The following is a 25389-nucleotide window of genomic DNA, read 5'->3' as shown; positions in this document are numbered from 1 at the left end:
CGATACTCGGCGCATTTCATGTAGCGCGGCCCGGGCACGAACGATCGGCGCACGCAGACGCGTTTCTCACGGTGCGGGCGCCGTCCACAGAAGCATCGGAGAATCCGATCGTCGAGACGTCGGAGAAGCCAATCGTCGCCACCGGCAACGGGCCGCTCACCTCGAGGCCTTCGCGTGCCAGGATCGCGCGTGCGCGCTGGCAGTAGTTGACTGAGCGGACCGAGAAGCGGGTTTCCCCGTGCCCGGCCCGGTATTTCATCACAGCGGTGCAGGGATCGCCCGCGGCAAGCCTGTTTGCCCGCGCCAGATATTTGACGCCGAGCGCAATGTTGGTGGCGGGCTCGCCAAGCTCGTCGAGCGAGCCGCGAAAGCCGAGCATCCGCGCCGTTGCCGGCATGACCTGCATCAGGCCGACTTCGCCCTCGGCGCCGCGTACGCCGGGATCGAAGCCGCTTTCGATCTCCATCACCGCCTGCGCCAGCATCGGTTCGAGGCCGCAGCGCGAGGCCTGACAAGAGGCGAATGCCTTGAATGTCTCGCGGGACCGCTCCGGCGCCGCATCGCAGCGCACGGTCCGCGCCCTCGACGGCTCCGGCCAGTTGGCGTAAACAGGTGTCTCGGTCAGGCCGAGCAAGGCAACCGCCAGCGCGATCGCCTTCGGCAATCTTCCGTCGGCCACCATCGCAGCCAGCCGGTGTTCGCTCGCACGTCAGCTCAATGCATATATTCGACCATGCGGTCGTGGAAGCACTCGCATTTGTTGAGCGTGTCTTCGTCCTTGTAGTTCGTCTTGAGGTAGCCATAGGCCATGCCGCAGGCGACCTTGGCTTCCGAGGCCCAGACGAAGGCGGGACGCGACGAGTTGATCCATTCTGGGCTGTTAGCGACGGCGACCGATTCGTCCATCAGCTTCACCACATGGTCCTTGAGCTCGACCATGTTGTCGGTCAGCACCAGGTCCGAGGTGCCCACGGTGCGGCAGTAATTCACCGCCGGCTCGCCGATGATGTCGGCGGCGAAGCCCGTCGACCCGGCGAGCAGCAGCGCCGCGGCCGAAGCCAGCAATCTTGCGGAATGTCTCATGTAAGCCCCTCTTCGAATTGCGAATTCACGTGTTGCTTATGCATAGCATGGGAGTGTGGCTGGACGCCATGCTTATACATGCGTCGTTTGCTGTTGCGCGTTTACTCCATCGTCATAAAGGATGTTGATAGTGCCGGCCACGGGATGGGGCGTCAGCTCCGCAACCTGCACGAAAGTGGCGGGTCCAGCCGCACCGTCTGTGTCAACGCTGAGTGCGCCGGTGCTCGTATCGTATTTCACGAACTCGGTGATACTGGCGCCGCCGGTCTGGAAAAGCGCCGTGAGATCGATCTTGTCGCCGTCTCCGCCGACACCGCTGTAGTCGGTGATCAGATCATGGATGTCGAGATGGTCGATCTTGAAGGTATCGGCGCCAGCGCCGCCGGTCATCGTGTTCGTCCCACCGCCGCCGTAGAGGATGTCGTTTCCGTCACCGCCGATCAGAGTGTCGTTGCCGGTGCCGCCGGCAATGACGACGCCGTCATTTCCGTCGACAGGGGCAAACGCGGAGCTATGCGCGTCGAGCGTTTGCCCCGAGGTCGTGGCGATGGTCAGCGGGTCTGTGAGGATCGAGGTGTCCCCGTCGTGGTCCGTCGCCGACAGCCCGAAGTTCATCGTGAGATCGTGGACCGTCGTCACCTCGCCGTAAGTGATATTGTTGACGGCGAAAGTCGGTCCGCCACTGACAACGTGGTTATAGGATACATCTACGTCGTTGAACGCGTGATTGACATATAGCGTGTAGGTATTGCCATTGACAGCCCAGCCATTTCCGTTGATCCCCAAAAGAGCAGGATCCGAAGTCTCCACCACTTTTATCGAGATATCCCCCGATGCGGGCTTTGGAATCGAAATATCGAAGTGGCTGATGAGTGTGTTGTTCTCCCGAACATCGAACTGGACATCAGCAGTGCCGTTTCCGCCCCATTTGTTCAATAAGAAGCTGACTGCCGATTGATCGTGCTGCACAAAATTAAGATGCAGAGTCTCGCCGGGGTCCATCTGCTGTCCAGTGCTGCCCACCGCAATGCCCACGTTGGAAGCCTTGACAGCCGCCGCGCCACTCAGGTCAGTGCCGGAGATCACCAACTGGCCATCTGGCGAGGTGAGCGAAGGTTGACTGCCACCGGAGGAGGAGAATTTGGAGTCGCCGGTCACGGTGATCGTGGTGATCACGGAGGTTGAATTCAAAGTGTAGTCATAGGTGCCATCGGGATTGAGATCGAGCATGAAGAAGGCGCTGCCCAACGAGTCGCTCGGGTTCGAGTAGGCGTGCATCACCACGCCGCCGTCTGGCTCAGGGGACTCGGTGTAGTAGAAAGTGAAGATCACATTGTGCGCTGCGTCTTGGACGTCGACCTTCGTCACATGAGTCGAGTTATCGACGGTTTGGACGAAAGTGACCGCGCTTCCGCCATACATGCCGCTCGCCTGAAGTGCGAGCGACAGGTGATCGAGCCCGTCGGCGCCGAAGGCCGCGTTGTAGAGTCCAGTGAAGCTAGCGCCAGCCTGGTTGGCCACAACAGCGTCCATGGCGGAGACAAAAATCGGACCGTCGTCGTAGATCTTGACTTGGCCGCCGAGATCGATGCTGGCGCTCGCCTTGTCGCCGTCGTTGTCGGTCACCGTCGCCGTCACCGACACCAGGCCGGAGGCCAGCGAGAGGAACTCACTCTGGTCCGGGCTCTCGCCCGAGCCTTCCTTGACGCCGCGCAGCTCTTCCAACTGCACCACGCCGGTACCAGAGTTGACCGTTAGCTTGAACACGATGTCGCCGGCCGCGTCCTTGGCGTAGATCGCCGTCGCCGAGACCTGGTACAGCGTCACCGCCCCCCCGGTCTTGGAATCGACCAGCGTCGTGGCCAGGCTCGCGGCCCCGCCGTTGAGCGTTAGCGAATAGGCTGTCGTGCCGCCGTCGGCGCCGCCGTTCACCGTGAAGGCGCCGCTGAAGTTCGCCGTCGAGATGTTCGAGGTCGGACCGCCGACCGCCGAGCCGACGCCGGAGCCGACCCCCGGAATGAAGCTCTCGTCAACTGCAAGCACAGGCAGCCCAGAGGCGGTAGTCACAATCGAGGGGCCGTCGTCCTTGATGCTCAGCGCGTTGCCGATGTTGAGCGACTGCGAGGCCTTGTCGCCGTCGCCGTCGGTCACCGTCGCCGTCAACTGGATCAGGTTGGCCGTCAGGCTGGTGGCATCGTCGGGGGTGTTGGAGGCATTGTCCTCATGCACCGCCCGGTCGAGATCGAACGACACCTTGCCGTTGGCGTCCACGCTGGCGGTGAACACCAGCGGGCCGCCGACGCCGGCATGGCCTTCGACCACGTTGCCGTTCATCGACAGCACCACCGTCTGGCCGGTCGCCGTGTCGACCAGGTTGGAGGGGCCGGCCGTCACGCTCAAGGCGTAGCTGGTCGTGCCGCCGTCGGCGCCTGTCGTCACCGTGAAGGCGCCGCTGAAGGAGCCTTCCGCATGCGTCGAGCCGGCAGGGCCGGTGCCCGAGCCGTTGACGCCGTTGTTGGTCGCCGCCGTCAGGTAGCTCTCGTCCACCGTCAGCGTCGGCGCAGCCGTGCCGCTCAGTGAGACCGAGGGAACATCGTCCGTGATATTGATCTTGATGGTCGACGTGGACGTATTGCCAAGGCCATCGGTAACCGTGAACGTGAAGACGTCCTGCCCGGGCTGCACATTGGGGCCATCATCGCCCGCCGGAGCATTCGCTTCGGGTTTCGTCAATGTATATGTGTAGGTACCGTTCGCGTTGACATGCAGGATGCCGTATGTGCCATCGATGTTCGCGCCGACATTGCCGTTGACGTCGCCGCCGACATCGCCGGCCGCAACGCCTGTCACGGTCGCGCCGTCAGTGTCCGAGAAGGTCAGCGTGCCCGTCGTCGTCTCCGAGCCGTTGCCCGCATGCGAGCCGTCCACCGTCCCGGGGGCTAGATCGCTTGCCGGTGGCGTCGTGTCCAGGCCCGCCTCGTTCACCGCCGCAACCTCGGCCGTCACCAGCGGCTGGCCGTTGGTCACCGTGATCGTCAGCGTGGCCGGCGAGGTGTCGCCGTCGCCGTCGGTGATCGTGTAGTTGAACGTATCGGAGCCGGCTATCGTATTCGCCTTGGCCTGATAGCTGTAGTCGCCATTGGCATAGACCGTGAGCACGCCATACGTGCCCGCCACGGTCGTCACATTGTTGGCCGTTACCGAACCCGTCCAGGCAATCGACGCGATCCCGTCCGCGCCGGCCGTGTCCCCGGCGCCGATGCCGTGCGTGCTCGTGCCTGCCTCGACATTGCCGGTCACCGTCTCGCCGGACTGTGCCGCGTCGGTATCGGCCTTCGCCGTCGGCACGTCGTCGATGACGTTGATCACCAGGTTGTCGGAGGCGGGCTGGCTGTCCAGGTCGGTCACGACGATCTCGAAGCTGGGTGCCGCTTCCGTGTTGGCGCCGTCGCCGCCCGTGGCGCTGTGGTAGTCAGTTGTCAGCGTGTAGCTGTAGTGGATCGTGCCGGCGCCGGTGGCGCCATTGTACTCGTACCATGCGCTCACCGCGCCACCCGTGGTGGGATCCGTGAACGTCGTCGGATTGCCCGAATCGCTCGACAGCGCATTGCCACCCAGCGTTACGGAGTTCACTCCATCCTGCGAGGTGAAGCCGATCGCTCCGCTCACCGCGTTCGAGCCGTCATGCAGCGTGCCGCTTGCCAGTCCCGCCTCGTAGACGATCGCGCCGTCGGCGCCCGCGGCCGGGATATCGCCCAGCTTCGGCGGCTCGTTGCCGATATTGATCGTCAGCGTGGTGCTCGACTGGTCGCCATCACCGTCGGTCAGCGTGTAGTGGAACACGTCGCTCACGCCGCCGGGCGTGTTCGCCGCGCGGTCATAGGTGTAGTGGCCGTCGGAATAAAGCGTGAGCGTACCGTACTGGCCCGCGATCGTGGTGCCGGTGACGGCGGACGTCACATCCTGCGCGGCGCCCGTGCCATAGGCCGAGGTCACGCTGGCGCCGTCGGCGCCCTTGACGTCCGCGCTGGTGGACGGATCGGTCTCGCTTGCGCCAGTGATCACATTGCCCGAGATCTCGGCGTGACTGCCCGCCGCGACGCTGTTGGCGTCCGGGTTCGCCGTCGGCACGTCGTCGACGATCTGGACCGAGAGCGTGCCGGGAAGCGAGACGTCGCCGTTGCCGTCGGTGACCGTTACCGTGATATTGTCGAAGATGGAATCGGTGCCCGGGTTGGGCTGGTGCTCGGCGTGCAGCAGCGTATAGCTGTAGCTCACCTGGCCGGTGGCGGGGTCGTAGCCATTGATGGTCAGCGTGTTGCCGAGCGGCGTCGTGATCTCGATCGGCGTCGATTCGCTGTTGGCGAGTTCTGCGGCCGAAATCACCTGGCCATTGATATTCACCGTGCCGATGCCGTCCGGTGAGTTGATGGTGAAGGTCCCGGTGTTGTGTTCCGAGGGATCGCCGTCGGGGCCTGGCGCCGCTTGTTCGCCCGAACCTTCCGAGCCGGAGCTTGCCGGCAGGCCCTTCTCGTTGACAGTGGTGTCCCCGCCCTGGACCGAAGGCGTCAGGTCGAGGATCGTCGGCGTGGAGTTTTCACGCACGAGACCCGGGAACAGGTCGCGGTGCTCCGGCTGGCCGAACGCCAGGTCTGTCGGCGGCAGCAGGGCGGAGAGGCCGAAGCCGTCGCCGATGCCGCCGGCGGGATGTTCGAAATTTCCGCCCGCGCTGCCCGGCGAGCCGTTGCCGCCGGCCGAGATCGAGCCGTCGGCGCCGAAGGCGACATCGACATGGCTGGCCTCGAGGGCGGCGATCAGGGCGACGCGCGGCACCTCGACATCGCCGAGGATGAAGGTCGGCACGTTCAGCGCGCCGTCCTTGATGACGATCTCGGAGCCGTCGGGCTGCACCAGCACCAGATTGTGTCCGTCGACCTTGATGTTGTCGATCGAGACATTGGCCGGCAGCTTCACGACATTGCCGGCATCGGCGTGATATTCATGCGGAACGTTCGAAGCTGCGGCGTTTGCGGCCGGCGCGTTTCCTTGGGCGGCATTCGAAGCCGGAGCGTTGGCAGGGGCGTTCGCATCGGCCGCCGGCTGGTTCGCCGCCGGCGCATTGGCCGCGCCCTGCGCCGGCGCGCCGCTGCCGACATCGACCGGCACCGGTTCGCTTGCCGCCTGGCCGGTGGTCGCCTGCGCGACCTGGACACCCGTCGAAATATGATTTTCACCAGCGCTGGTGTGCTCGTCCCAGGAATTTGAAACGGCGTCGAATTCGATATTGTTCGTCATAGCTAAAGCCCCTCCGGCATTTCCCGGAAAGAGACATGTCAGGCCCGGACTTTGCAACAGACCTTCAATCTATTTCATATACTCTGATATGTAGAGAATCGCATTTTTTACACTTGGTAAATCGTGATGATATATCTGGCTATGCATGATCTTAAGGAATGCCGGGTCGGCTGCGCCGCGCGGCATTGGCTTGGTAAATGAAAGTATAAATTTGAATAAAATTTGATGCAAAACAGAATAGTGTGATTCGCGGAAACTTACCCACCTTCCTTTCCGATAATTTGAGACAAGATTGGTAGCGTCCACAGTCAAAGGTGGGCGTTATGAAAATACAAAAAGCTGCCCCGGAGATAACGGGGATCAAGGTTTTCTTGCTGGCGGTCGGCCTTGTTGGGCTGGCGAATCCATCGTGGGCCAGCGCGAATTCGGGACCGGGTCCGGTCCTGCAAACGGTGCTTGCGCCGGCGAGCCTCGGCGGCGTTTCGCTGGCCCGGCCGATGCCTTGGCAGCCGGCCGCAGCATATCGGATCGCGAATGTTTCGGCAGGCTATGCGCCGGCAGCTGCTGACGCGGCTGAAGCGCTTTCGAGCGCCAAGGCCGATCCCGGCATCGACCCGATCCAGACCGCCGCGATCATTCCCGGCGTCTTCGGCTCGGTCGCTTTGTCGATGCGCAACTTCCCGGTCGCCGCGCGCTGGGCTCCCGTCTACAGGGCCGTCGTCGATTGCACCGCCGGCAGCGTCTGCGACCGCGAGAGCCCCGCTTTCGCCGAGATCATCAAGATTGCCGCCGACAAGGGCTTTCGCGAGAAGCTGTCCTTCGTCAACTCAAGCATCAACCGCCTGATCGCCTATCGCAAGGACAGCGTCGTCTACGGCAAGCTCGACTATTGGGCGAAGCCTTCGGAAATCCTCGAACATCGCGCCGGCGACTGCGAGGATTTCGCCATACTCAAGATGGCGGCCCTGCTCAGGGCCGGCATCCCGGCCCAGAGCATGTCGCTCGTGGTGCTCCAGGATCGCCGCCGCAAGTTCTTCCACGCCGTCCTGTCGGTCAGCACGGGAAGCGGCGCCTTCATCCTCGACAGCCTCGGCAACGCCGTCCTGCGCGACAGCGAGCTGCCCGATTATGTTCCGCTCTATTCCTTCAGCACCGATCGAGCTTGGATCCACGGGTCGAAATCGGGCGCGCAGATCGCCGACATCGCCGGCGGCTTCGCGACGGTCGCACCTGGCGAAGGCTCGCCGGAACCATCGGTGGCTTCAAATCTCAGGCAGTAGCCTCGGCCGACTCTACCCGTTGAAGACGAAGGCCATCAGCAGTTCCGGCTCGGTGACGGGCGCGCGCACGGCGCTGAGCTGGCCGCGATAGCGGCGCTCGCCGGCGCCGATGACGAAGCCGCTGGTGACCGGCGTTTCGCCATTGGCGTCGAGGCGGGCGAAGATGTCGGGAACGTTGAGGTCGAGCGCCAGCTTCAGGTCCTGGCGCCCATCCTCGCCGGGCGCGCTCGGCAACTGACGCCTGACCAGTTGCTGGAACGGCGTGTTGAAGGCCAGGATCTTCTTCGACGAAGACAGCGCGAAGGCGGGCGAGGGGCAGGCGACCAGGATCGCGTTGATCGTGCGGATCGAAGCGAGCTTGCGCAGTTCCATGCTTTCCTCGGCGAGGCCGCGCATGCAGGCGACGCGGATCGCCGAGGTGAGGTTGCCCTGGTCGGGATGGTGTTCGGCGATCTCCTCGACCAGCATGCCGATCGTGCATTTGCGGCTTTCGGCCAGGTGCTTCAGCGATGCCCAGAAGGCGCGCTCCAGCCGGATGCCGCGACGCACGCCGCCGCGCGCCACGACACGGAATTCCGGGCCGAAATCCTCGGCCGCGAGCGCCGGCAGCAGCCGCTCGCGCGAGGTCTCCGGGTGGTGGACGGCGCTATCGTTCACTCATCGCCTCCTGACGCGCCTTGTTGATGGGCTTCAAAAGATAATTGAGGATCGTCTTGTGTCCGGTCTTGATATCGACCGAGCAGATCATGCCGGGAATGATCGAATAGGTCTTGCCGTTCCTTGTCAGCGTCGACTTCTCGGTGGCGACCCGCACCTGGTAGTAGGGCTCGCCCGTCTTCTGGTCGACAAGACTGTCGGCGGTGATGTTGGAGACCTTGCCCTCGATGCCGCCGAAGATCGAGAAATCATAGGCCGTGACCTTGATCAGCGCCTCCTGGTTCGGCTGGATGAAGGCGACGTCGCGCGGCGAAACCCGGGCTTCGACCAAAAGCGTCTCGGAAGTCGGCACGATGCCGGCCACGACCGCGCCCGGCTGGACGAAAGAGCCGAGCGTATTGACGTCGAGCGTGTTGACGATGCCGTCGACCGGCGAGCGGATGTCGGTGCGCGCGACCTTGTCCGTGGCGCCGCGGATGGTTTCGTCGACCACGGAAAGATCGGCCAGCGCCTGCGTCAGGTCGCTCAACGCTTCCTGCTGCAATTGCAGGCCCAATTCGTTCACCTGAAGCTGCGCCTCGGTGATAGCCGACTTGGTCTTCTTGATGGTTTCGCCGGCCAGGGCCAACTGCCCGTGAAGGTCGGTCTGTTCCCGCTCGACGCGGAGCTGTTCGGTCTTGGCCATCAGGCCTTTCTTGACCATGGGTTCGACCAGCGCCGCTTCCTGGTCGGTGACAGCCAGGCTCTTGGACAGGCGATCGGCGTTGGCGGTGGCCTCGTCCAGTTCCTTCTCGCGCTGATCGAGGCGCGATTTGAGGACAGACAACTTCACTTCGAAATTGTCGCGACGCGCGACGAGCAGCTTTTGCTCGTTGTCGCAGATTTCCGGCGCGACCTTCTGGATGTCCGCGGGGCAGGGGAACGCCCCTTCCACATTGCCGCTCTGCTCGAACTGCAGCCTGGCGATACGCGCCTGCAACGCCCGCGCCTTGGCCTTCTCTTCGCCAAGGCTCGACGTATTGCCCGAGTTGTCGAGACGGATGATGAGGTCGTTCTTCTTGACGGTCTGGCCGATCTGGACGGCGATCTCCTGCACCACGCCGGCTTCGCTGGCCTGGATGACCTGCGTCTTCGATGCTGGTATCACCTTGCCGTCGCCGCGCGCGATCTCGTCGACCTCGGCGAAGGACGCCCAGGCCGTGAAGCACACGAACAGCGCCCCGACGATGTAGACGGAGGCCGAGGCGAATAGAGGTGGCCGATCTTCCCTTGCAAGCATGTCTATACGTTCCGGTCAGGCATTTGCCTTCTGCAATGCCTGGATGACTTGTTCCTTCGGCCCGTCGGCGACGACGCGGCCCTGGTCGATGACGATGAGGCGGTCGGCAAGTTCCAGCATGCTGTAGCGATGGGTCGACACGATCAGCGTCGTGCTGTGGTCGAACGCCACCTTGAGCTGCTTGATCAACTGCCGTTCGGAAGCGAGATCCATCGAACCCGACGGCTCGTCCAGGAAGACGATCTTCGGCTTGGTCAAAAGCAGCCGTGCGATCGCCACGGCTTGCCTTTGTCCGCCCGAAAGATTGGTGCCCCGCTCGCCGACATTCATGTCGTAGCCGCGCGGATGCCGCGAGACGAAGTCGTCGACGCCGGCGGCCTTCGCCGCATCGATGATCTCCTCGTCGGTCGCTTCCGGCGCCGCCATCAGGAGGTTCTCCTTGATGGTTCCCGAAAACAGGTCGCCGGCCTGCGCGACGATGCCGACCGCGGCGCGGACCTCCGAGGGATGGTATTGCCGGATGTCGATGCCGTCGAGCAGCAGCTCCCCCGACGTCGGCAGGAACAGCCGGCCGATCAGCCGGCCCATCGTGGTCTTGCCGGAGCCGATGCGGCCGATGATGCCGACCCGCTCGCCGGGCCTGACCGCGATGTTGAGCCCGCTCAGAACCTCGTTTTCCGTGCCCGGATAGGCGAAGCCGACATTCCTGAACACCAGCGCGCCGCTGCGGATCGGCCGGTTGACGAAACCGACAGTGTCAGGGCGGTCCTCCGGCTGCGACATGATCGTGTTGATGATCCTGAGCGACAGCATGGCCTGGCGGAACCGTGCAAGCGTGATGGCGATCTGGCCGAGCGGCGCCACGGCCCGGCCGGCAAGCATGACGGTGCCGATGATGGCGCCTGTCGAGACCTGGCCTTCCGAGAACGCATAGGCGCCGGCCACCACCAGGGCGACCGTCACGAATTGCTGGATGGCGCCGGTGATGTTGCCCGCCGCCGCCGAGAGCTCCTTGATCTTTTCCGACGTGTTGGCCGCGTTCTTCGAGTGCTCGCCCCATTTGCGCAGGAGATAGGCTTCGGCGCGCAGCGACTTGATCGTCTCCAGCGTCGAAATGGATTCGACCAGCAGGGCCTGGCGCTGCGACGCCTCGTTCATCGAGGCGGCAACCCGCTTGCCGATCCGCCGCTGCGTGATCAGCCCGACAATGACGGAGATGACGAAGGCCAGCGCCGGTATGATCACCAGCCAGCCGCCGATGGCGTAGATGACAGCCAGGAAGACGAAGACGAAGATCGTATCGATGAAGACGCTGATCGTGTTCGAGGTGAAGAACTCGCGCACGAACTCGTATTGCGTGACGCGGTTTGCATATTCGCCCGTCGATCCGGGCCGTGCCGAAAGCGAGGAGTTCAGCACTTTCTCGAACAGCAGATAGGAAATCCGCAGATCCGCCTTGCGGCCGGCATAGTCGATCAGCGAGGCCCTGGCCGTCTTCAGAAGCAGGTCGAACAGGATCGCCGCGCCGATGCCGAGCGCCAGCACCCAAAGCGTCGAGATCGCCTTGTTGGGCAGGATCCGGTCGTAGACGTTCATGGTGAAGATCGGCGAGGCGATCGCCAGAAGATTGATGAACACCGCCGACAGCACCACCTTGGAGTAGGTGCGCCAGAACGCCCCCATGGTGCCGGTCAGCCAGTGGCGCCGTTCGATCCGCGCCGCTGTGCCGACCGTCATCTCTTCGGCCTGGTTGGCATAGGTGATCGAGAAGGATGTGCCGCCGCTGATATAGCTTTCGGCGAGTTCCGACCTGGCGATCGTGGTGCGGCCGTCTTCCTGCGGCGCCGTCAGATATTGCCCGCCCTCCATCTGCGCCAGGAGAGCGACCGGCAACTGGCTGACGCGGAAGACGATGGCCGGAAGATCGAAGCGGCCGCGCAGGAAATCGCGATGGCTGAAATCCTGGACCTCCAGGCCGATCCGCTCGGCCAGATGGCGGATTTCGTCCGGCTCGATGCGGGTCTCCGAAATCGGCACGCCGGCGAACAGCACGGTTTCCGCGCTCGGCCTGCCGAGATAGGCCGCGACAGCGCAGAAGCAGGCTTTGAAGGCCTCCTTGGGCGATAGGATGTTGGGTTGCTGGTTCACGATCCGCCCCGAGGGACCGAAGATCGATGCTACATCGGCTACTTTTTCCTGACCGGCGCGAGGATGTCGAACGGCAGATCGTTCTTCTGTTCCGACGGCGTCCGCGCATAGGTCTCGGTATCGGCCGTGGCCGGCACACCGAATTCCTCACGGGCGTAGGCCGCGGACTGCTTGGCCGGCTGGATGTTGAGCGTCTTCAGCAATTCCCCGGTCGCGGCCAGCAGCCGGTATTCGGCAAACAGCGATGCATAGGACGACGTGTCGGCCAGTGTCGCGGTGTTGAAGCGCGTGTTCTGGGCGTCGAGCACGTCGAGCAGCGAGCGTTGCCCGACCTTGAACTGCTCGCGATAGGAGGCGACCAGCTTTTCATTGGTGGCTGCCTGCTGCCGCAGCGTCTTTGCGAGCTCGGCCTGGCGGAAGCGGCGGTCCCATGAAGTGCGGACGGCTTCCTCGATCTCGCGCAGCACCTGGTGCAGCGCAAGCCGCTGCTCGCTGGTGCGGCGGATCTGTTCCTGCTCGTTGGCCTTGTCGATACCGCCGCGATAGAGGTTCCAGCGCAGCACCACCCGGGCCTGCAGGTCGCTGGTGTCGCCATCGGCGCCATCGATGTTATATCCACCCCGGGCGACGCCCTCGGCGGTGACCGTCGGGCCGTATTTCGCCCGCGCCGCATCGACCAGCGAAGCGGCCGCGTCGATGTCGCTGTTGGCCATATGGACGCGCGGATTGTTCTGCCTGGCGAGCCCGATCGCATCGTCCAGCGACCGCGGCAGGGCGGCTGCGACATCGGCCGGCCGCGACGCGTTGGTCAGCGGCTTGCCGACATTCTTGAAGAAGCGGATCTTGGCTGCCTCGAGTTCCTCGGTCGCTTCCTGCATCCGCGCCTTGGCGGCGTAAAGGCGTTCTTCGGCCTGCTGCCGGTCGGCGTCGTTGAGCGCGCCGCCCGCGATGCCTTGCTTGATGTCGCTGAGGATGGACTGATGGAAGCCAAGGTTCTTCTTGGCCTCGACCACGATCGAAGCCTGCAGCATGTATTCCAAATAGTCCTGGACGACCGCGAGCCCGATGAACTCGGACCGTTCCAGAACCCGGAAGGAAGCGCCATCGACGCGCGAGGCCTGGCGGTTGAGTTCCGCCCGCCTTGCGCCGCTGTCATAAAGCGTCTGCGAGACGGTGAGATCGGCCTCGTTCGGATAGAGGGCTTTGTGATCCTCGTCGAGCGCGCGCCTTGTATCATTATCCAGGCGGCGAACGCCGGTCGATGCTTCCAGATCGACGCTGGGAAGATAAAGGCCTTTCGCCTGGCGCAGCTCGAATTCGATCGCTTCGCGGTTCTCGATCGCCTGTCCAATCTCCGGATTGGATTCCACTGCGACGGCAACGGCTTCTTTGAGTGTGAGTGCGCTGGCGCTACCACAAGCCAGCATCGATACCGTAATGGCAAGCGCAACCCGCCAGCCGACGGTAATTTTACCCGTCCTGGTCATTTCTACCCCGTGACTATCCCCGCGCCATTGTTTTTTATTGGCGCTTATTTGCCCAAGCCTGCCACCAGAGCTGTCGGCCAGTATCTATCAGATTTTTCGAGGTTGTGGGCATATAATGGATTAGACACCTTCCAAAAGTACGTTTCCGGGCATTAGGGCCAAAACCTGTAGCAAAAATGGCACAGAAGCCGGTGCGGCGGGCCGGGGCTTTTCGGTCCGGACCGAGCCGCAGTCGCCTTTAAGACGGGTTGCAATGGTTAATGGTCTGGAAACAAATGGCGAATCGTGCGGTCGTCGCGCGCAGGCTCCACAGCATTAGTTCTTCAGAAACTTGGCTGTTTGCCGCCCAAGTCGGAATTTTGCGGGTTTCTGGGGAAAATCTGCTGCGGCTTTACAAAGCATGCGCAAGAAATCGCCATGTCCGTCGGTTTGGTTGGCAAACCGGGATCGTTCCCTGTATTGCGGGCCGGAGGCAAAAGCCATGGACCTTCTTGCATGACCAATGTCGCCCTGACCGGGCTAGCCCGAGACCTTGCCCGACGCGCCGCCGAGGGCAGGCCGGTCCGCATCGGCGTCATCGGCTCCGGCGAGATGGGTACCGATCTGGTGACGCAGGGCATGCTGATGCCGGGCATTTCGATTGCGGCCATTTCCACGCGGCGCCCGCACACCGCCCGCGAGGCGATCCGCATCGCCTATGGCGACGAGGCGATGGCCGTCGAGGCTGAAACCGCCTCCGGGGTCACCCGGGCGATCGAGGGCGGCAGGATCGCCATCACCTCGAACGAAATGCTGGTCACCAACCCGCTGATCGACGTCGTCATCGATGCCACGGGCAAACCTGGCGTCGCCGCCGATTTCGACCTGATGGCCATGGAACATGGCAAGCATCTGGTGATGATGAATGTCGAGGCCGACGTGACCATCGGTTGCTACCTGAAGCAGCAGGCCGACCGGCTGGGCGTCGTCTATTCGGTCGGCGCGGGCGACGAACCCTCAAGCTGCATGGAACTGATCGAGTTCGCCTCGGCGCTCGGGCTGAGCATCGTCGCGGCGGGCAAGGGCAAGAACAATCCACTCAACCATGACGCCGTTCCGGACGATTATCGGGAAGAGGCGGCGCGCCGCAACATGAACCCGCGCATGCTGGTAGAGTTCGTCGACGGCTCGAAAACCATGGTCGAGATGTGTGCCATCGCCAACGCCACCGGCCTGGTCCCGGATGTTCCAGGCATGCACGGGCCCAAGGCCGATCGCGATCAGCTGGCCAAGGTGCTGATCCCCAAAGAGGATGGCGGCCTCCTGTCGAGGAAAGGCGTCGTCGACTACACGATCGGCAAGGGCGTGGCGCCCGGCGTCTTCGTCATCGTCGAGGCGATGCACCCGCGTGTCGTCGAGCGCATGGATGATCTGCATGTCGGCAAGGGCCCTTACTACGGCCTGTTCCGGCCCTATCACCTGACCTCGCTGGAGGTGCCGCTCACCACCGCCCGCATCATGCTCCACGGCAAGCCAGACATGGTGCCCCTGCCGCAGCCGGTGGCGGAAGTCTGCGCGGTCGCCAAGCGCGACCTTGCCGCCGGGGAGACTTTCGATGCCATCGGCGAGACCTGTTACCGTTCCTGGACCATGACGATTGCCGACGCACGGACGAGCCGCGCCCTACCGGTCGGATTGCTGGAAGGCGGCAAGGTGCTGAAGCCGGTCAGGAAGGGCGAGCTGTTGACGCAGGACAATGCCGCGCCGGACCGGACGACGAAACTCTACGCCTTGCGCCGGCTGCAGGACGACATGCTCTACGGGGCGAGGGTCACTTCCCCAGCTCTATAGATCTGAGGCGCGCAGCTTCAACTGCTTCCGTAACCAGCTTCGTCAGGCGGTCGCCGCCCATCAGCACGGCAAGCGCGGCGGCGGTTGTGCCGTTGGGGCTGGTCACCTGCTGGCGCAGCACGCCCGGCTCCTCGTCTGCCTCCGCGGCGAGCGAGGCGGCGCCGAACACGGTCTGCATGGCAAGCAGCTTGGCGGTTTCGGCGGGGAGGCCGGCCTTCTCGGCCGCGATCGTCAGCGCCTCGATGAAGTGGAAGATATAGGCCGGGCCCGAGCCGGAGACGGCCGTCACGGCGTCCATGAGGCCCTCGTCGTCGATCGTCGTCACCACGCCGCTTGCCGAAAGCAGTTCGACGACGAAACGGCGGACGTCGTCGGAGACCAACGGATTGGAGAACACCACCATCATGCCCTTGCCGATCGCCGCCGGCGTGTTCGGCATGCAGCGGATGACCGGCGCGAGCTCGCCCAGGACGTCCTCGAAGGTGGCGACCGGCGTGCCGGCGGCGATGGACAGAAAGCTGGTCCTGCCGTCGCCGAAGCGCTTGTAGTGCGCCGTCACTTCGCGGATCACCTGCGGCTTCACCGCGATGACGACGAGATCGGGCACGGCGTCGGCCGGAATAGCCGTGGCCTCGGCGGCGGCGCGGCAGCCGAGATGTTCGGCGCGCTGGCGCAGTTCCGCGTTGGGCTCGACCACGAACACCGCCTGCGGCTCGAGCTTCGCGGATTTCAGCCAGCCCGAAAGCATGGCGTAACCCATATTGCCGCAACCGGCGAGAACGAGCCTGATCGTCATGGAAACCTCCGTAAGAAGGCTCTCCTTAGACGGTTGCGCCGCAACGGAAAAGGGCAGTCGTCAAACCATCTGGTTTGAAAGGCGAACCGGGATCGGCCGCAGCGAGACCTGTCTCAAGCCCAGCACGCCGAGCACGAAGAACAGCCAGACGGGATCGCCGCGGTGGAAGAAGAAGCTTTCCAGGAAACCGTTCAGCGCCGTGAACAACACCACCATCATGAAGAAGTCGCCGAGGAAGATGTTTTCCTTGCGCGCCGGGATGCGCATGTAGTCGCGCAAGGGGGCGATCAGGAAGGTGTAGACGGCGACGCAGAGCGCCGGGATGCCCATCAGCACGGCGATGTCGAGATATCCGTCATGGCCATGCACGATGGTGCGGATATCCCAGGGCCGGTCGAAGGGCTGGTCCTGGTTGAGCAGCAGCGGCGTCCCCCAGAAGCTTTCGTAGCCATAGCCGGTCCATGGCCTCTTCGCCAGCATCTCGCCCGCGAACTCCCAAAGCGTCGTACGTCCCGTATAAGTCAGGTTCGGGAAATAGATCGCCGCCAGATGCTTCACCGGCGCGATGAAGACGATGCCGAGCGTGCCGACGGCCGTGGCGATGATCGCCAGCGCGAACAGGATCGGTGTGCCGAGCCGCATGCCGATGAGGCTCGGCAGAACGACGATCATGATCGAGAACGGGACGAGCCCGGCGGTCGTCTTGGAGCCGGTGTGCAGCATGAAGATCATCGCCGCGCAGAAGATGGCTGCGCCCCACCAGCGCTGGCCACGCCGGAACAGATAGAGCCCGGCGAAGCTGAAGCAGGCCATCACCGGACCGGCGATGTTCTTGTGCGTGAAGACGCCGCGCCACAGGCCGGCATGCTCCGGCTCCTGCGAGTCGGCCGTGTGCAACGCCTCATGCGGGAAGACGATGAGGCCGATATAGGAAAGGCCGATCACCACGACGGCGGTGAAGATGACCACCCTGGCGAAGGACTCGGCGTCGCGCGGCAGCACCAGGATCGTCGCCATGGTGATGATGCCGATCATGGTGAAGGAGGCGGCGCGCATCGCCGCGGGCGGATCGGTGGCGAGCACCACCGACAGGAAGAAGAAGCCCAGCATCAGCGCCCAGGAGGGGCTGACCAGCGAGCGCAGCACGCGCGGATCGGCGAAGGCGAGCAGCGCGAAGATCGAGACGGCGCCGAGCGAGCCGAAGCCGAGCTGGTTGACGATGTCGCCGCCGTCGCCGGTCAGTTCCGCGCCAGCCGGCTGGAAGGGCCGGAACGAGACGATGATGACGGTGAACAAGAGCGCGGCGATAGCCGTCGCCACACCTTGCCTGGTGAAGGCGGCGCTGAGCGGTGCGCGCTCAATTCTTCTCAGGCTGTCGGTACTGCTCATTGGCATATCCGAATTCGGCGAGCACGCGCCCGAGCGCGACATAGACCGGGTAGAGACCTGTCGTCAGCGAGCCGGTGCGCGCCAGCCGGACGGCGCCGCGCAACGGCGAGGCCGCAAGCAGCGCCAGGCTCTTCAGGAGAACTTTCAGGCCGGCAAACGGCGTGCCGGCCCGCCTCTTCTTTTCGACAAGCGTCGAGATCACGCCGTTGCGCAAGGATCGGGCGCGGATCCAGTCGGCCTCGACGCGCCGGGCCGGCACCGTCTCGTTGACCTTTGCCTCGGCGCACCAGCCGAGCACGAAGCCTTTCTGCGCGGAACGGCTGAGGAAGTCGGAATCACCGCCCCCCATGAAATTGAACCTGAGATCGAGGAAGGGCGGTCCCATGGCCTTGAGCACGTTGCGTCCGACCAAAAGGTTGCCGGACGAATAAAGCGCCGGCACGCGGCCCGTTTCACGATAGGGCGGCGCAAAGACCGGGTGTTCTGCCCATCTGGCGTGGCTCGGATCGGCAAAGACCGGCACTTGCGGGCCGCCGACAATGTCGGCGCCAAGGGTCTCGGCGGCCTTGCACATGCGCTCCAGCCAGTCCGGCTCGGCGATCTCGTCATCGTCGATGACCAAAAGGTGCTTGAAGCTGGGAAACTGCAGGATCGCCGTCTGCCAACCGGCATTGTAGGCGCTGCAGTTGCCGCGCTCATGCGCGATGATCACAATACCGGGCATCTCGCCGCTTTCGAACAGCGGCAGCACCGCGCCCGCGCCCTCGCGCGCCTCGGCCTCGTTTTCCATGACGATGACGGCAAAGCGTCGGTCGGTCCGCTGCGCCTTGAGCGAAGCCAGGGTTTCCAGCACCTGCTTCGGCCGCTTGAAGGTCGGCAGCGTCACGACCGCATCAACGGTCTCGGCGGCAAGCCCCGGCGACCGCCCCGCGATCGATACAGAAGCGTCGGACGGCAAAGGGATCATCCGTTTCCAGCAGCGTGGGTTTGAAACCTCGATAGCATCGCGGTGATAACGCCCCGTTAATCACCTTCTCGTCCGCCTGTCGGAAAACTCGGATCTTTGGCCTTTGACAGTGCCATTTAATCAAGGCTTCACCGCGTTTTGCTACCGGCTGCAGCCAAGGATAGGTGAAATGCATCTGCTGTTCGCCACATCGATCGTGCCCGATGGCGCTCTCGCCTCGGGCTACGAGATTGCCAACGCCGCGATCATCGACGCGCTGCGGCGGGCCGGCGCGCGCGTGACGGTGATCGGCTTCATCTGGCCGGGCAAGGCCCCGTCCGATCCGCAAAACACCATCGTGCTCGACGCCGTCGAGGTCCGCACCGAAAGCGCTTCGCCGCTGCAAAAGCTTGCCTGGCTGGGCAAGGCGGTTGTCTCCGGCCTTACCTTCTCCTCCGTCAAGCTGCGCGTCGTTCCGGACGCCGGGCTGCGCGCTGCCATCGAGCGCGCCGGTCCCTTCGATGGCTATGTCCTGAATTCGGTGCAGTTCGCCGGCGCTTTCGAAAAGGTGCTCGCCGACCGTCCATTCGTCTTCGTCGCCCACAATGTCGAGCATCGCTCAGCCGAGGAGAATGCCGCCGCGGCCGGCAGCGCGCTTCAGCGCTGGATGTTCCGCCGCGAGGCGAGACTCCTCAAGATTATGGAAGAGCGCCTCTGCGGCGCCGCGCGCTTTGTCTTCACGCTGGCCGAGGAAGACCGCGCGGCACTTGGCGTCGCCTCCGACAGACGCTCGGCGGTGCTGCCACTGGTGACCCGTACGCAGGCGCCTGCAGGCAAGGCGAAGCGCCATATCGATTGCGACGCCGCGCTGATCGGCACCTGGACCTGGCAGCCGAACCGCATCGGGCTCGACTGGTTCCTCAGCAAGGTCGTGCCGCATCTGAAGCCGGATTTCCGCATCAGGATCGCGGGCAACATGCCTTCGGGCATCAGCTCGCCGCATCCCGGCGTTTCCTTCGCCGGCAGGGTTCCTGACGCGCAGGCCTTCGTGCGCGGGGCCGCCGTCATTCCCTTGATCAGCACCGCCGGCAGCGGCGTGCAGCTGAAGACCATCGAGACCTTCGAGCTTGGCCTGCCGTCCGTCGCCACCAGCCGCTCGCTGCGCGGCATCGGCTATCGTCCCGACAATTGCGTGGTGACCGACGATCCGATCGCTTTCGCGGCCGCCCTCCAGGCGGCAGCGGCAAACGTCCACGACATGGATGGCAGCGCCTTCCATCGCCGCCAGCTCAAGGCGCTCGACGCCGCGATCGGGCTTGGCCTGGAGACGCTCGGCGCTGTCAGGCAGGAGGTCGCCGCATGAACATGCACACCGCGCGCGCCGCCTTCGGCTTCGACGCGCTCAAGACCATTCTGGGCATTCCGGTGCTAGCCATACGCTGGGACGAGGCCATCGCCTTGCTCACCAGGCTGATCGACGAGCGTCGCTTCACCAAGGTGAGCTTCCTCAACGCCCACAATGCCAACCTCGCCTGCACCGACCCGGTCTTTGCCGAGGCGTTGGAGAACTTCCTCATCCTCCCGGACGGCGTCGGCGTCGACATGGCGGCAAAGCTGCTTTACGGCGAGCCTTTCCCCAGCAATCTCAATGGCACCGATTTCATTCCGGCCTTCCTGCAGGCTTCGTCGCATCCGCTGACGGTGGCGCTGCTCGGCACCACGCGCGCCAATGCCGAAGCCGCGTCCGCGAAGCTTTCGACGCTCGCCATGCAGCACAAATTCGTCGTCATCCATGACGGCTTCTTCTCCGCCGCCGAGGAGCCGGCTATCCTCGAGCGCATCGCCAGGCTGCGGCCGGACGTGCTCCTCGTCGCGATGGGCGTTCCGCGCCAGGAATTGTGGATCGAGCGCCACATCGACAGCCGCCATTGCACGCTGCCGGTCGCCGTCGGCGCGCTGCTCGATTTCGTGAGCGGCTCGGTGCCGCGCGCGCCGCTGTGGCTGCGCCGGCTGCGGCTCGAATGGCTGTTCCGCCTGTGGATCGAGCCCGGCCGCCTGTGGCGCCGCTACATTGTCGGCAATCCGCTGTTCCTGTGGCGCGTCGTCAGGCAGAAGCTGTCGCTCGGGCCGCCGCCGGCGGAGGCGCGCCGGTGAACAGCCGCTTCGTGCCGGATACCTCCGCCGCGGTCGAACCGTTGCCGCGCGCGCCTTCGGCCGCGATCGTCACGGCGAGCTACGCGCCCGATTTCGAACGCTGCCGGCTTCTGTGCGAAACCATCGACCGCCACGTCACCGGCATGGCGCATCATTACATCCTCACCGAGCATCGCGACGTCGGGTTGTTTCGCCAACTGGAAGGCAGCCGCCGCAGCGTCATCGACGAGCGGGACCTGTTGCCGCGCTGGCTGCGCGTCATTGACGATCCGCTGAGCGGTTTCCGCCGCCGCGTCTGGTTGAGCCTGAAAACGCAGCCGTTGCGCGGCTGGCATGTGCAGCAGCTGCGCCGCATCGCCATTGCCGGGCAGGCGAAGGAAGACGTGCTCGTCTTCTGCGATTCCGACGTCGCCTTCCTAAAACCGTTCGACACCGGCGCCTTCTGGCGCGACGGCAAGGCGCGGCTGTTCCGGCGCGACGGCGTGCTTGCCAATGAAGGTCATGACGAGCACCGCATCTGGTCACGCAACGCCGGCACGGCACTTGGCATCGATCCCGCCGATCGATCGGGCCACGACTACATCTCGACGCTGATCGCCTGGCGCCGCGAGACGGTCAACGCGATGTGTGAACGCATCGAGACGGTGCATGGCCGCGACTGGGTCGGCGTCGTCGGCTCGGCGCGCCAGTTCTCCGAATGCATGATCTATGGCCGCTATGTCGACGACGTGCTTGAAGGCGCCGGCCATTTCCATGGTTCGGAGGAGTTCTGCCGCGTCCACTGGAACGGCAAGCCGCTGTCGAATGACGAGTTCCGCCGCTTCGTCGACACCATGGCGCCGGAACAGGTGGCGATCTGCATGCAGTCCTTCATCGGCACCGATATCGGCCGCATCCGCCGCCTGATCGGGCTTGCCGCGTAAGGCTCAGATCGCCTTGGCCGGTCGGCGCATGGCCGAGTAGGTCAGCAGCATCGAGGCGAGATAGAGCAGCAGGAAGACGATGTTGAGCGACAGGACCAGATTGGCCGTGTCGGGGATGGTCGTCAGCACATAGGTGAGCAGAACCGCCTTCAATCCCGCGAGCAGGCCGAGATTGATCGCCCGCACCGCCGTCTGGCCGCGCGCGAAGAGCAGCTCGGCCTGGTATTCGACGAGGTTGCGCAAGCCGGGTACGCAGACCGCCAGCGCCACCAGCGGCGCTGCCTCGGCGACATTCTTGCCGAGCGCATTCGGGAAGAAGTGCAGCACGATGCCGAGCGACACGAGCGCCAGCGTCGAGACCAGGAACACCCCGCCTTCGATGCCGCTCTTCACCGCCAGCCGCGACAAAAGCTCCGGCGCCCGCATCATGCGCTGCACCAGCATCATCGAGAAGGTGCGGATCGGGATCGCGGTGAGGTCGACCAGCCGCATGATGATGGCGTAGATGCCGGCAAGATGCGGTCCGCCGATCGACAGCACCAGAAGCTTGTCGAACTCCATCTGCAGATAGAACAGCACCTCGGAGCCGGCGACATAGACGGAATCGAGAAGCCGCCGGAAATAGAGTTCGGCGCGCAACCTCAGCCGCTGGCGCGGATAGAAGAAGACGAAGGCGACGATGAGCGAGGCGGCATTGGCGCCGATATAGAACAGCGACCAGACGCCGATGCTGTGCTGCGCGCCAAGCATGAACAGGATCGCGCCGACTGCTCTGAGCGCCGTGGCCAGGATGGCCAGCACGGCCGCCCGCCCGAACTTGCCGAGCCCGTTGTTGACGATCAGCGCCACTTCGACCGGCCGCCACAGAAGCGCTTCGGCGAAGACGACCGCGGCGAAGGCCGGCAACGGCACGGTGCCGGCAAAGAAGATCAGGTAGACGATGTAGGACGCGGCGGCGAGGAACGGCAGCGACAAGGCGCCGAGAAGCAGGAAACCGGCGGTGAACGTGCCGATCAGGTTAGGGCGGATCGTGGCGGTGCGGTAGAGCGCCGAAATGAATCCGAAGGCCAGGATGCGCGACAGCATGATGCCGGCGGCCGAAGCGGTCGCGAACATGCCGAACTCGGCGATCGAAAGCGTGTTGGCCAAGGCGATGAAATAGGCGAGCGAAAACACCAGCCGGCCGCCGGCGCCGCTGATCGCCGAGAAATAGTCGAGCACCAGTTTGCGGCGGCTGGCCACGAAGTGGCCGATCCGCGCGAAGCTCCGCCTTTGCGGCATGTCGCTGGCCTGGGTCATGTCGGGGGCGATACATAGGCTGGAAAGTTTAACGCGGCGTTCTGGCGCCCGTCCCGGCGGCGCTGAAATGCCATGAACAAGGCGAAAAACCGTGCCCGCCGAGGCGCAAAATTAACCGTTTGTTTCCTATGCCTGTTTAGCGTGGCTTAACGATTGGCCGATCCGCCGCGCCCAAGCCGCCAGAGAGCAAGTTCCAGGACAATGGTCGACAGGGATAACCGTGATGACTGGAGGCGCGAGCGTTCTCTGCTGGCGCTCGGCCAGGCCATGCGTGGCGACGACAACACGGTTTCGATCGGCGACCGGGCCAATTCCTCCTGGCGCGAGGACGCAGCCGCCCGCCATCGCGCCGCGCGTTCCGAACGCGAAGGGAAGTTCAATCCGCGCCCCGTCGATACCCACGCATCTGGCCACGATCAGCCGCAATCGGATTCGGGTCCGGCCGAAACCGAGGACCGCTGGGCTGCGGGAAACCAGCGCGCTTCATTCGGGCAGGGCTACGAGGCCCCTGCCGAAGCCAGTCAGCCACAGGCCGCTCCCGAACCGCGCCATGCAAGCCGGCCGCCTGCCCGCGACGTTTCCGACGAGTGGAAACCGCTGATCGACCCGATGCAGGTCGTTTACGGCATCACGCGATCCAAGGCGCTGATCCTGTCGACGACCATCCTGGGCGCCGCGCTTGGCGTCGCCATCGCGTTGTCGACGCCGAAGAAGTACGAGGCCACCACCGACGTCATTGTCGACCCGCGCGACCTCAAGCTCACCGATCGCGACCTGACGCAGAACGTGGTCGCCTCGGATGCGACGCTCGCCATCGTCGAGAACCAGGTCCGCATCCTGACTTCGGGCACTGTTCTCAACAAGGTCGTCACCGACCTCAACCTCACCAACGATCCTGAATTCAACGGCCAGGGCAAGGGCGGCTTCGGCCTGATGTCGACGCTCCGCTCGATCCTGTCGCGGCAGGATGCGAGCTCCGCCGACGAAGCGCGCAAGCGCGCGCTGGCGGTCGGCAACCTGGCGGACAGCCTCGACGTCGAGCGCGGCGGCAAGACCTTCGTGGTCTCGGTCAGCGCCACAACGCAGAACGCCGAGAAATCAGCCCTGATCGCCAACACCATGGTCAAGGCCTTCAAGCAGATCTCCAGTGACATCCAGTCCAGCACGGCGGGCCGCGCCAACGACGAGCTCACCGGCAGGCTCGACGAATTGCGCAAGGGCGTCGAGACGGCCGAGCGCAACGTCGAGGACTATCGGGCGACGCATGACCTTGTCGACGCGCAGGGCCACCTGATCAGCGACGACCAGATGCTGAAGCTCAACGAGCAGCTCTCGGTCGCCCGCGCCCGCACGCTCGAACTCAACGCCCGCGCCGCTTCGGCGCGCTCGCTGAACGTCAATTCGGTCCTCAGCGGCACCTTGCCCGAGGAAATCAACTCCAACATGATGAGCGAGCTGCGCTCGCAATATGCGGCGCTGAAGCAGGAAGCCGATCGCGCCGAGGTCAAGCTCGGCCCGCGCCATCCGGAGATCGAGGCGCTCAACGCCCAGCTCGCCGGGGCGCGCGAGCGCATCAGCGCCGAGCTGCAGCGCATCGCGTCCTCCCTGCAAGTCGATCTGAAGCGCTCCGTCCAGCTCGAGCAGGACCTGTCCTCGCGCCTGGCGCAGGCCAAGGTGCAGAGCGGCGACGTCAACAACAACCTGGTCTCGCTGCGCGAGCTGGAGCGCGAAGCCGCCGCCAAGCGTTCCGTCTACGAGCAGTTCCTGCTGCGCGCCAAGGAAACCGGCGAGCAGAAGGACATCAACACCGCCAACATCAGCGTCATTTCGGATGCCTATGCGCCGCTGCAGGCCAAGGGGCCGTCGCGCGCGGTGATGGCACTGGTCGGCCTGCTCGCCGGCCTGTTTGCCGGCATCGGCCTCGGCGGGCTGCGCGGCATCCTTGCCAGCCTGCGCGAGACGGCCGATCGCCGCTCGCGCCGCAGTGTCGATGAGCGTGTTCCGTTGGTGGAGAACACTTCCAACCGCGCCGCTCCGCCAGCGCCGCCGCCGCTGGTAACACCGCCGCCGGTCCCGCCTGTCGCTCCGCCACCGGCTCCATCTTTCACGCCGCCTCCGGCCAAGTCATTCACACCACCCCCAGCCGCATCTCACACACCCCCGGCAGTTGTGTCCTTCACACCGTCGCCTGCTCCGGTCCCACCGCCTGTGTCGGCGGCCGCGCCGGCTCCGGCCCAACCCGTGGCGCCACCGCCGGAACCCGCCAACGATGCCGGCCGTCCCGGGCTTTTCGGCTCGCTTGCCTCGGCGGTTCGCTATTTCGTGCGGCGCGAGCCGGCCGAGACGGTGGATATGGACACTGTTCCGCCCGAAAGCGCCTGGCGCGCACCTACCCTGGAAGAACGCTATCCCCGGGCTCAGACATCGGCGCGGGAGAACTTCCAGCCGCCATACGAGCAGGGCTATTCGTATTCGTACCGGCCGGACCATGGCCGGACCGATCCCTACGAGGATCATCATTCGGCATCGGCGGCACAATATCATCCGCGCTCGCCTGCCGCCGGCGAGGCCGGCCAGCTCTCCGCCGGCCAGCCCCCCACCGACCAGCCCCCCACCGACCAACAGGGTGAGATCGACGATATCCGCGCCAGCCTGCGCGAATTCCGCGAGGCGGTGCGCGAACTGACCGAAAGCCGCACGCGCCGCCGCTATTTCTAAGGCGCCCGTATTTCTAAGCCACTCGCGGTTGGATAAAAGCGGCCGGTTTCGGGTTTACGGCATCCGACGACGTTTTGACGGGATTGCCCTGTCGAATTTTCGTGA

17 protein-coding genes are annotated in these 25389 nt (G+C 64.5%); 6 read left to right on the top strand and 11 right to left on the bottom strand.

Translation table 11 applies throughout. From position 1 onward, the window contains the following. Positions 1–16: 16 nt before the first annotated feature. The 3 genes from AC0YKC_RS16595 to AC0YKC_RS16585 form a co-directional block, all read right to left on the bottom strand. Positions 17–664, bottom strand: coding sequence for a lytic transglycosylase domain-containing protein (locus AC0YKC_RS16595; protein ID WP_488511807.1), 648 nt, complete (start codon positions 662–664; stop codon positions 17–19). 50 nt (positions 665–714) lie between these two features. Then, the gene (locus AC0YKC_RS16590) at positions 715–1083 is read right to left on the bottom strand and encodes a hypothetical protein (RefSeq protein WP_040989379.1); all 369 of its coding nucleotides are present in this window, start codon (positions 1081–1083) and stop codon (positions 715–717) included. Positions 1084–1155: 72 nt separating this feature from the next. Then, positions 1156–6378: a DUF5801 repeats-in-toxin domain-containing protein gene (locus tag AC0YKC_RS16585; protein WP_488511806.1), complete on the bottom strand. Its 5223-nt coding sequence runs from the start codon at positions 6376–6378 to the stop codon at positions 1156–1158. A gap of 323 nt (positions 6379–6701) precedes the next feature. Between AC0YKC_RS16585 and AC0YKC_RS16580 the strand changes: the two genes are divergently transcribed. Then, entirely contained in the window at positions 6702–7658 is a 957-nt protein-coding gene (locus AC0YKC_RS16580) for a transglutaminase-like cysteine peptidase (protein ID WP_488511805.1), read from the top strand. Positions 7659–7670: 12 nt separating this feature from the next. Here AC0YKC_RS16580 and AC0YKC_RS16575 read toward each other — a convergent pair whose 3' ends face one another. The 4 genes from AC0YKC_RS16575 to AC0YKC_RS16560 are packed head-to-tail and all read right to left on the bottom strand — an operon-like array spanning position 7671 to position 13229. Beyond that, positions 7671–8315, bottom strand: a complete 645-nt coding sequence (locus AC0YKC_RS16575) for a ribbon-helix-helix domain-containing protein (protein ID WP_320298452.1) — start codon at positions 8313–8315, stop codon at positions 7671–7673. Further along, entirely contained in the window at positions 8305–9594 is a 1290-nt protein-coding gene (locus tag AC0YKC_RS16570; protein WP_488511804.1) for an HlyD family type I secretion periplasmic adaptor subunit, read from the bottom strand. Before AC0YKC_RS16570 ends, AC0YKC_RS16575 begins: the two co-directional genes overlap by 11 nt. 15 nt (positions 9595–9609) lie before the next feature. Next, positions 9610–11742, bottom strand: coding sequence for a type I secretion system permease/ATPase (locus AC0YKC_RS16565; protein ID WP_320298454.1), 2133 nt, complete (start codon positions 11740–11742; stop codon positions 9610–9612). A 38-nt stretch (positions 11743–11780) separates the two neighbouring features. Next, positions 11781–13229, bottom strand: coding sequence for a TolC family protein (locus tag AC0YKC_RS16560; protein WP_488511803.1), 1449 nt, complete (start codon positions 13227–13229; stop codon positions 11781–11783). Positions 13230–13724: 495 nt separating this feature from the next. Between AC0YKC_RS16560 and AC0YKC_RS16555 the strand changes: the two genes are divergently transcribed. Then, positions 13725–15059: an NAD(P)H-dependent oxidoreductase gene (locus AC0YKC_RS16555; RefSeq protein ID WP_488511802.1), complete on the top strand. Its 1335-nt coding sequence runs from the start codon at positions 13725–13727 to the stop codon at positions 15057–15059. Here the strand turns inward: AC0YKC_RS16555 and proC are convergent. The 3 genes from proC to AC0YKC_RS16540 are packed head-to-tail and all read right to left on the bottom strand — an operon-like array spanning position 15040 to position 18211. Then, complete coding sequence (gene proC, locus AC0YKC_RS16550) at positions 15040–15855, bottom strand: pyrroline-5-carboxylate reductase (RefSeq protein ID WP_320298457.1); 816 nt, start codon at positions 15853–15855, stop codon at positions 15040–15042. The genes AC0YKC_RS16555 and proC overlap by 20 nt on opposite strands. Before the next feature lie 60 nt (positions 15856–15915). After that, on the bottom strand, positions 15916–17244 hold the full coding sequence (locus tag AC0YKC_RS16545; protein WP_488511801.1) for an O-antigen ligase family protein: 1329 nt from the start codon (positions 17242–17244) through the stop codon (positions 15916–15918). Further along, positions 17213–18211 (bottom strand): glycosyltransferase family 2 protein, encoded by a 999-nt coding sequence (locus tag AC0YKC_RS16540; RefSeq protein ID WP_488511800.1) that lies wholly within the window; start codon positions 18209–18211, stop codon positions 17213–17215. The genes AC0YKC_RS16545 and AC0YKC_RS16540 overlap by 32 nt, the downstream gene beginning before the upstream one ends. A gap of 169 nt (positions 18212–18380) precedes the next feature. Between AC0YKC_RS16540 and AC0YKC_RS16535 the strand changes: the two genes are divergently transcribed. Genes AC0YKC_RS16535 through AC0YKC_RS16525 form a run of 3 tightly spaced genes read left to right on the top strand, consistent with a single transcriptional unit; the run spans position 18381 to position 21267 of the window. Next, positions 18381–19553 (top strand): glycosyltransferase, encoded by a 1173-nt coding sequence (locus AC0YKC_RS16535; protein WP_488511799.1) that lies wholly within the window; start codon positions 18381–18383, stop codon positions 19551–19553. Next, positions 19550–20344, top strand: coding sequence for a WecB/TagA/CpsF family glycosyltransferase (locus AC0YKC_RS16530; RefSeq protein ID WP_488511798.1), 795 nt, complete (start codon positions 19550–19552; stop codon positions 20342–20344). The genes AC0YKC_RS16535 and AC0YKC_RS16530 overlap by 4 nt, the downstream gene beginning before the upstream one ends. After that, positions 20341–21267 (top strand): DUF6492 family protein, encoded by a 927-nt coding sequence (locus AC0YKC_RS16525; protein ID WP_488511797.1) that lies wholly within the window; start codon positions 20341–20343, stop codon positions 21265–21267. Before AC0YKC_RS16530 ends, AC0YKC_RS16525 begins: the two co-directional genes overlap by 4 nt. A 3-nt stretch (positions 21268–21270) precedes the next feature. On the opposite strand, the gene AC0YKC_RS16520 is transcribed toward AC0YKC_RS16525, so the two are convergent. Beyond that, positions 21271–22566, bottom strand: coding sequence for a lipopolysaccharide biosynthesis protein (locus AC0YKC_RS16520; RefSeq protein ID WP_488511796.1), 1296 nt, complete (start codon positions 22564–22566; stop codon positions 21271–21273). A gap of 201 nt (positions 22567–22767) precedes the next feature. Here AC0YKC_RS16520 and AC0YKC_RS16515 point away from each other — a divergent pair, with 201 nt between their 5' ends. Next, on the top strand, positions 22768–25284 hold the full coding sequence (locus tag AC0YKC_RS16515; RefSeq protein ID WP_488511795.1) for a GumC family protein: 2517 nt from the start codon (positions 22768–22770) through the stop codon (positions 25282–25284). The last annotated feature ends 105 nt before the right edge of the window (positions 25285–25389 follow it).

The organism is Mesorhizobium sp. CNPSo 4661 (assembly GCF_057784215.1).
The sequence above is the reverse complement of the archived record's forward strand: the minus strand, read 5'-3'. Positions and strand labels throughout refer to the sequence as shown.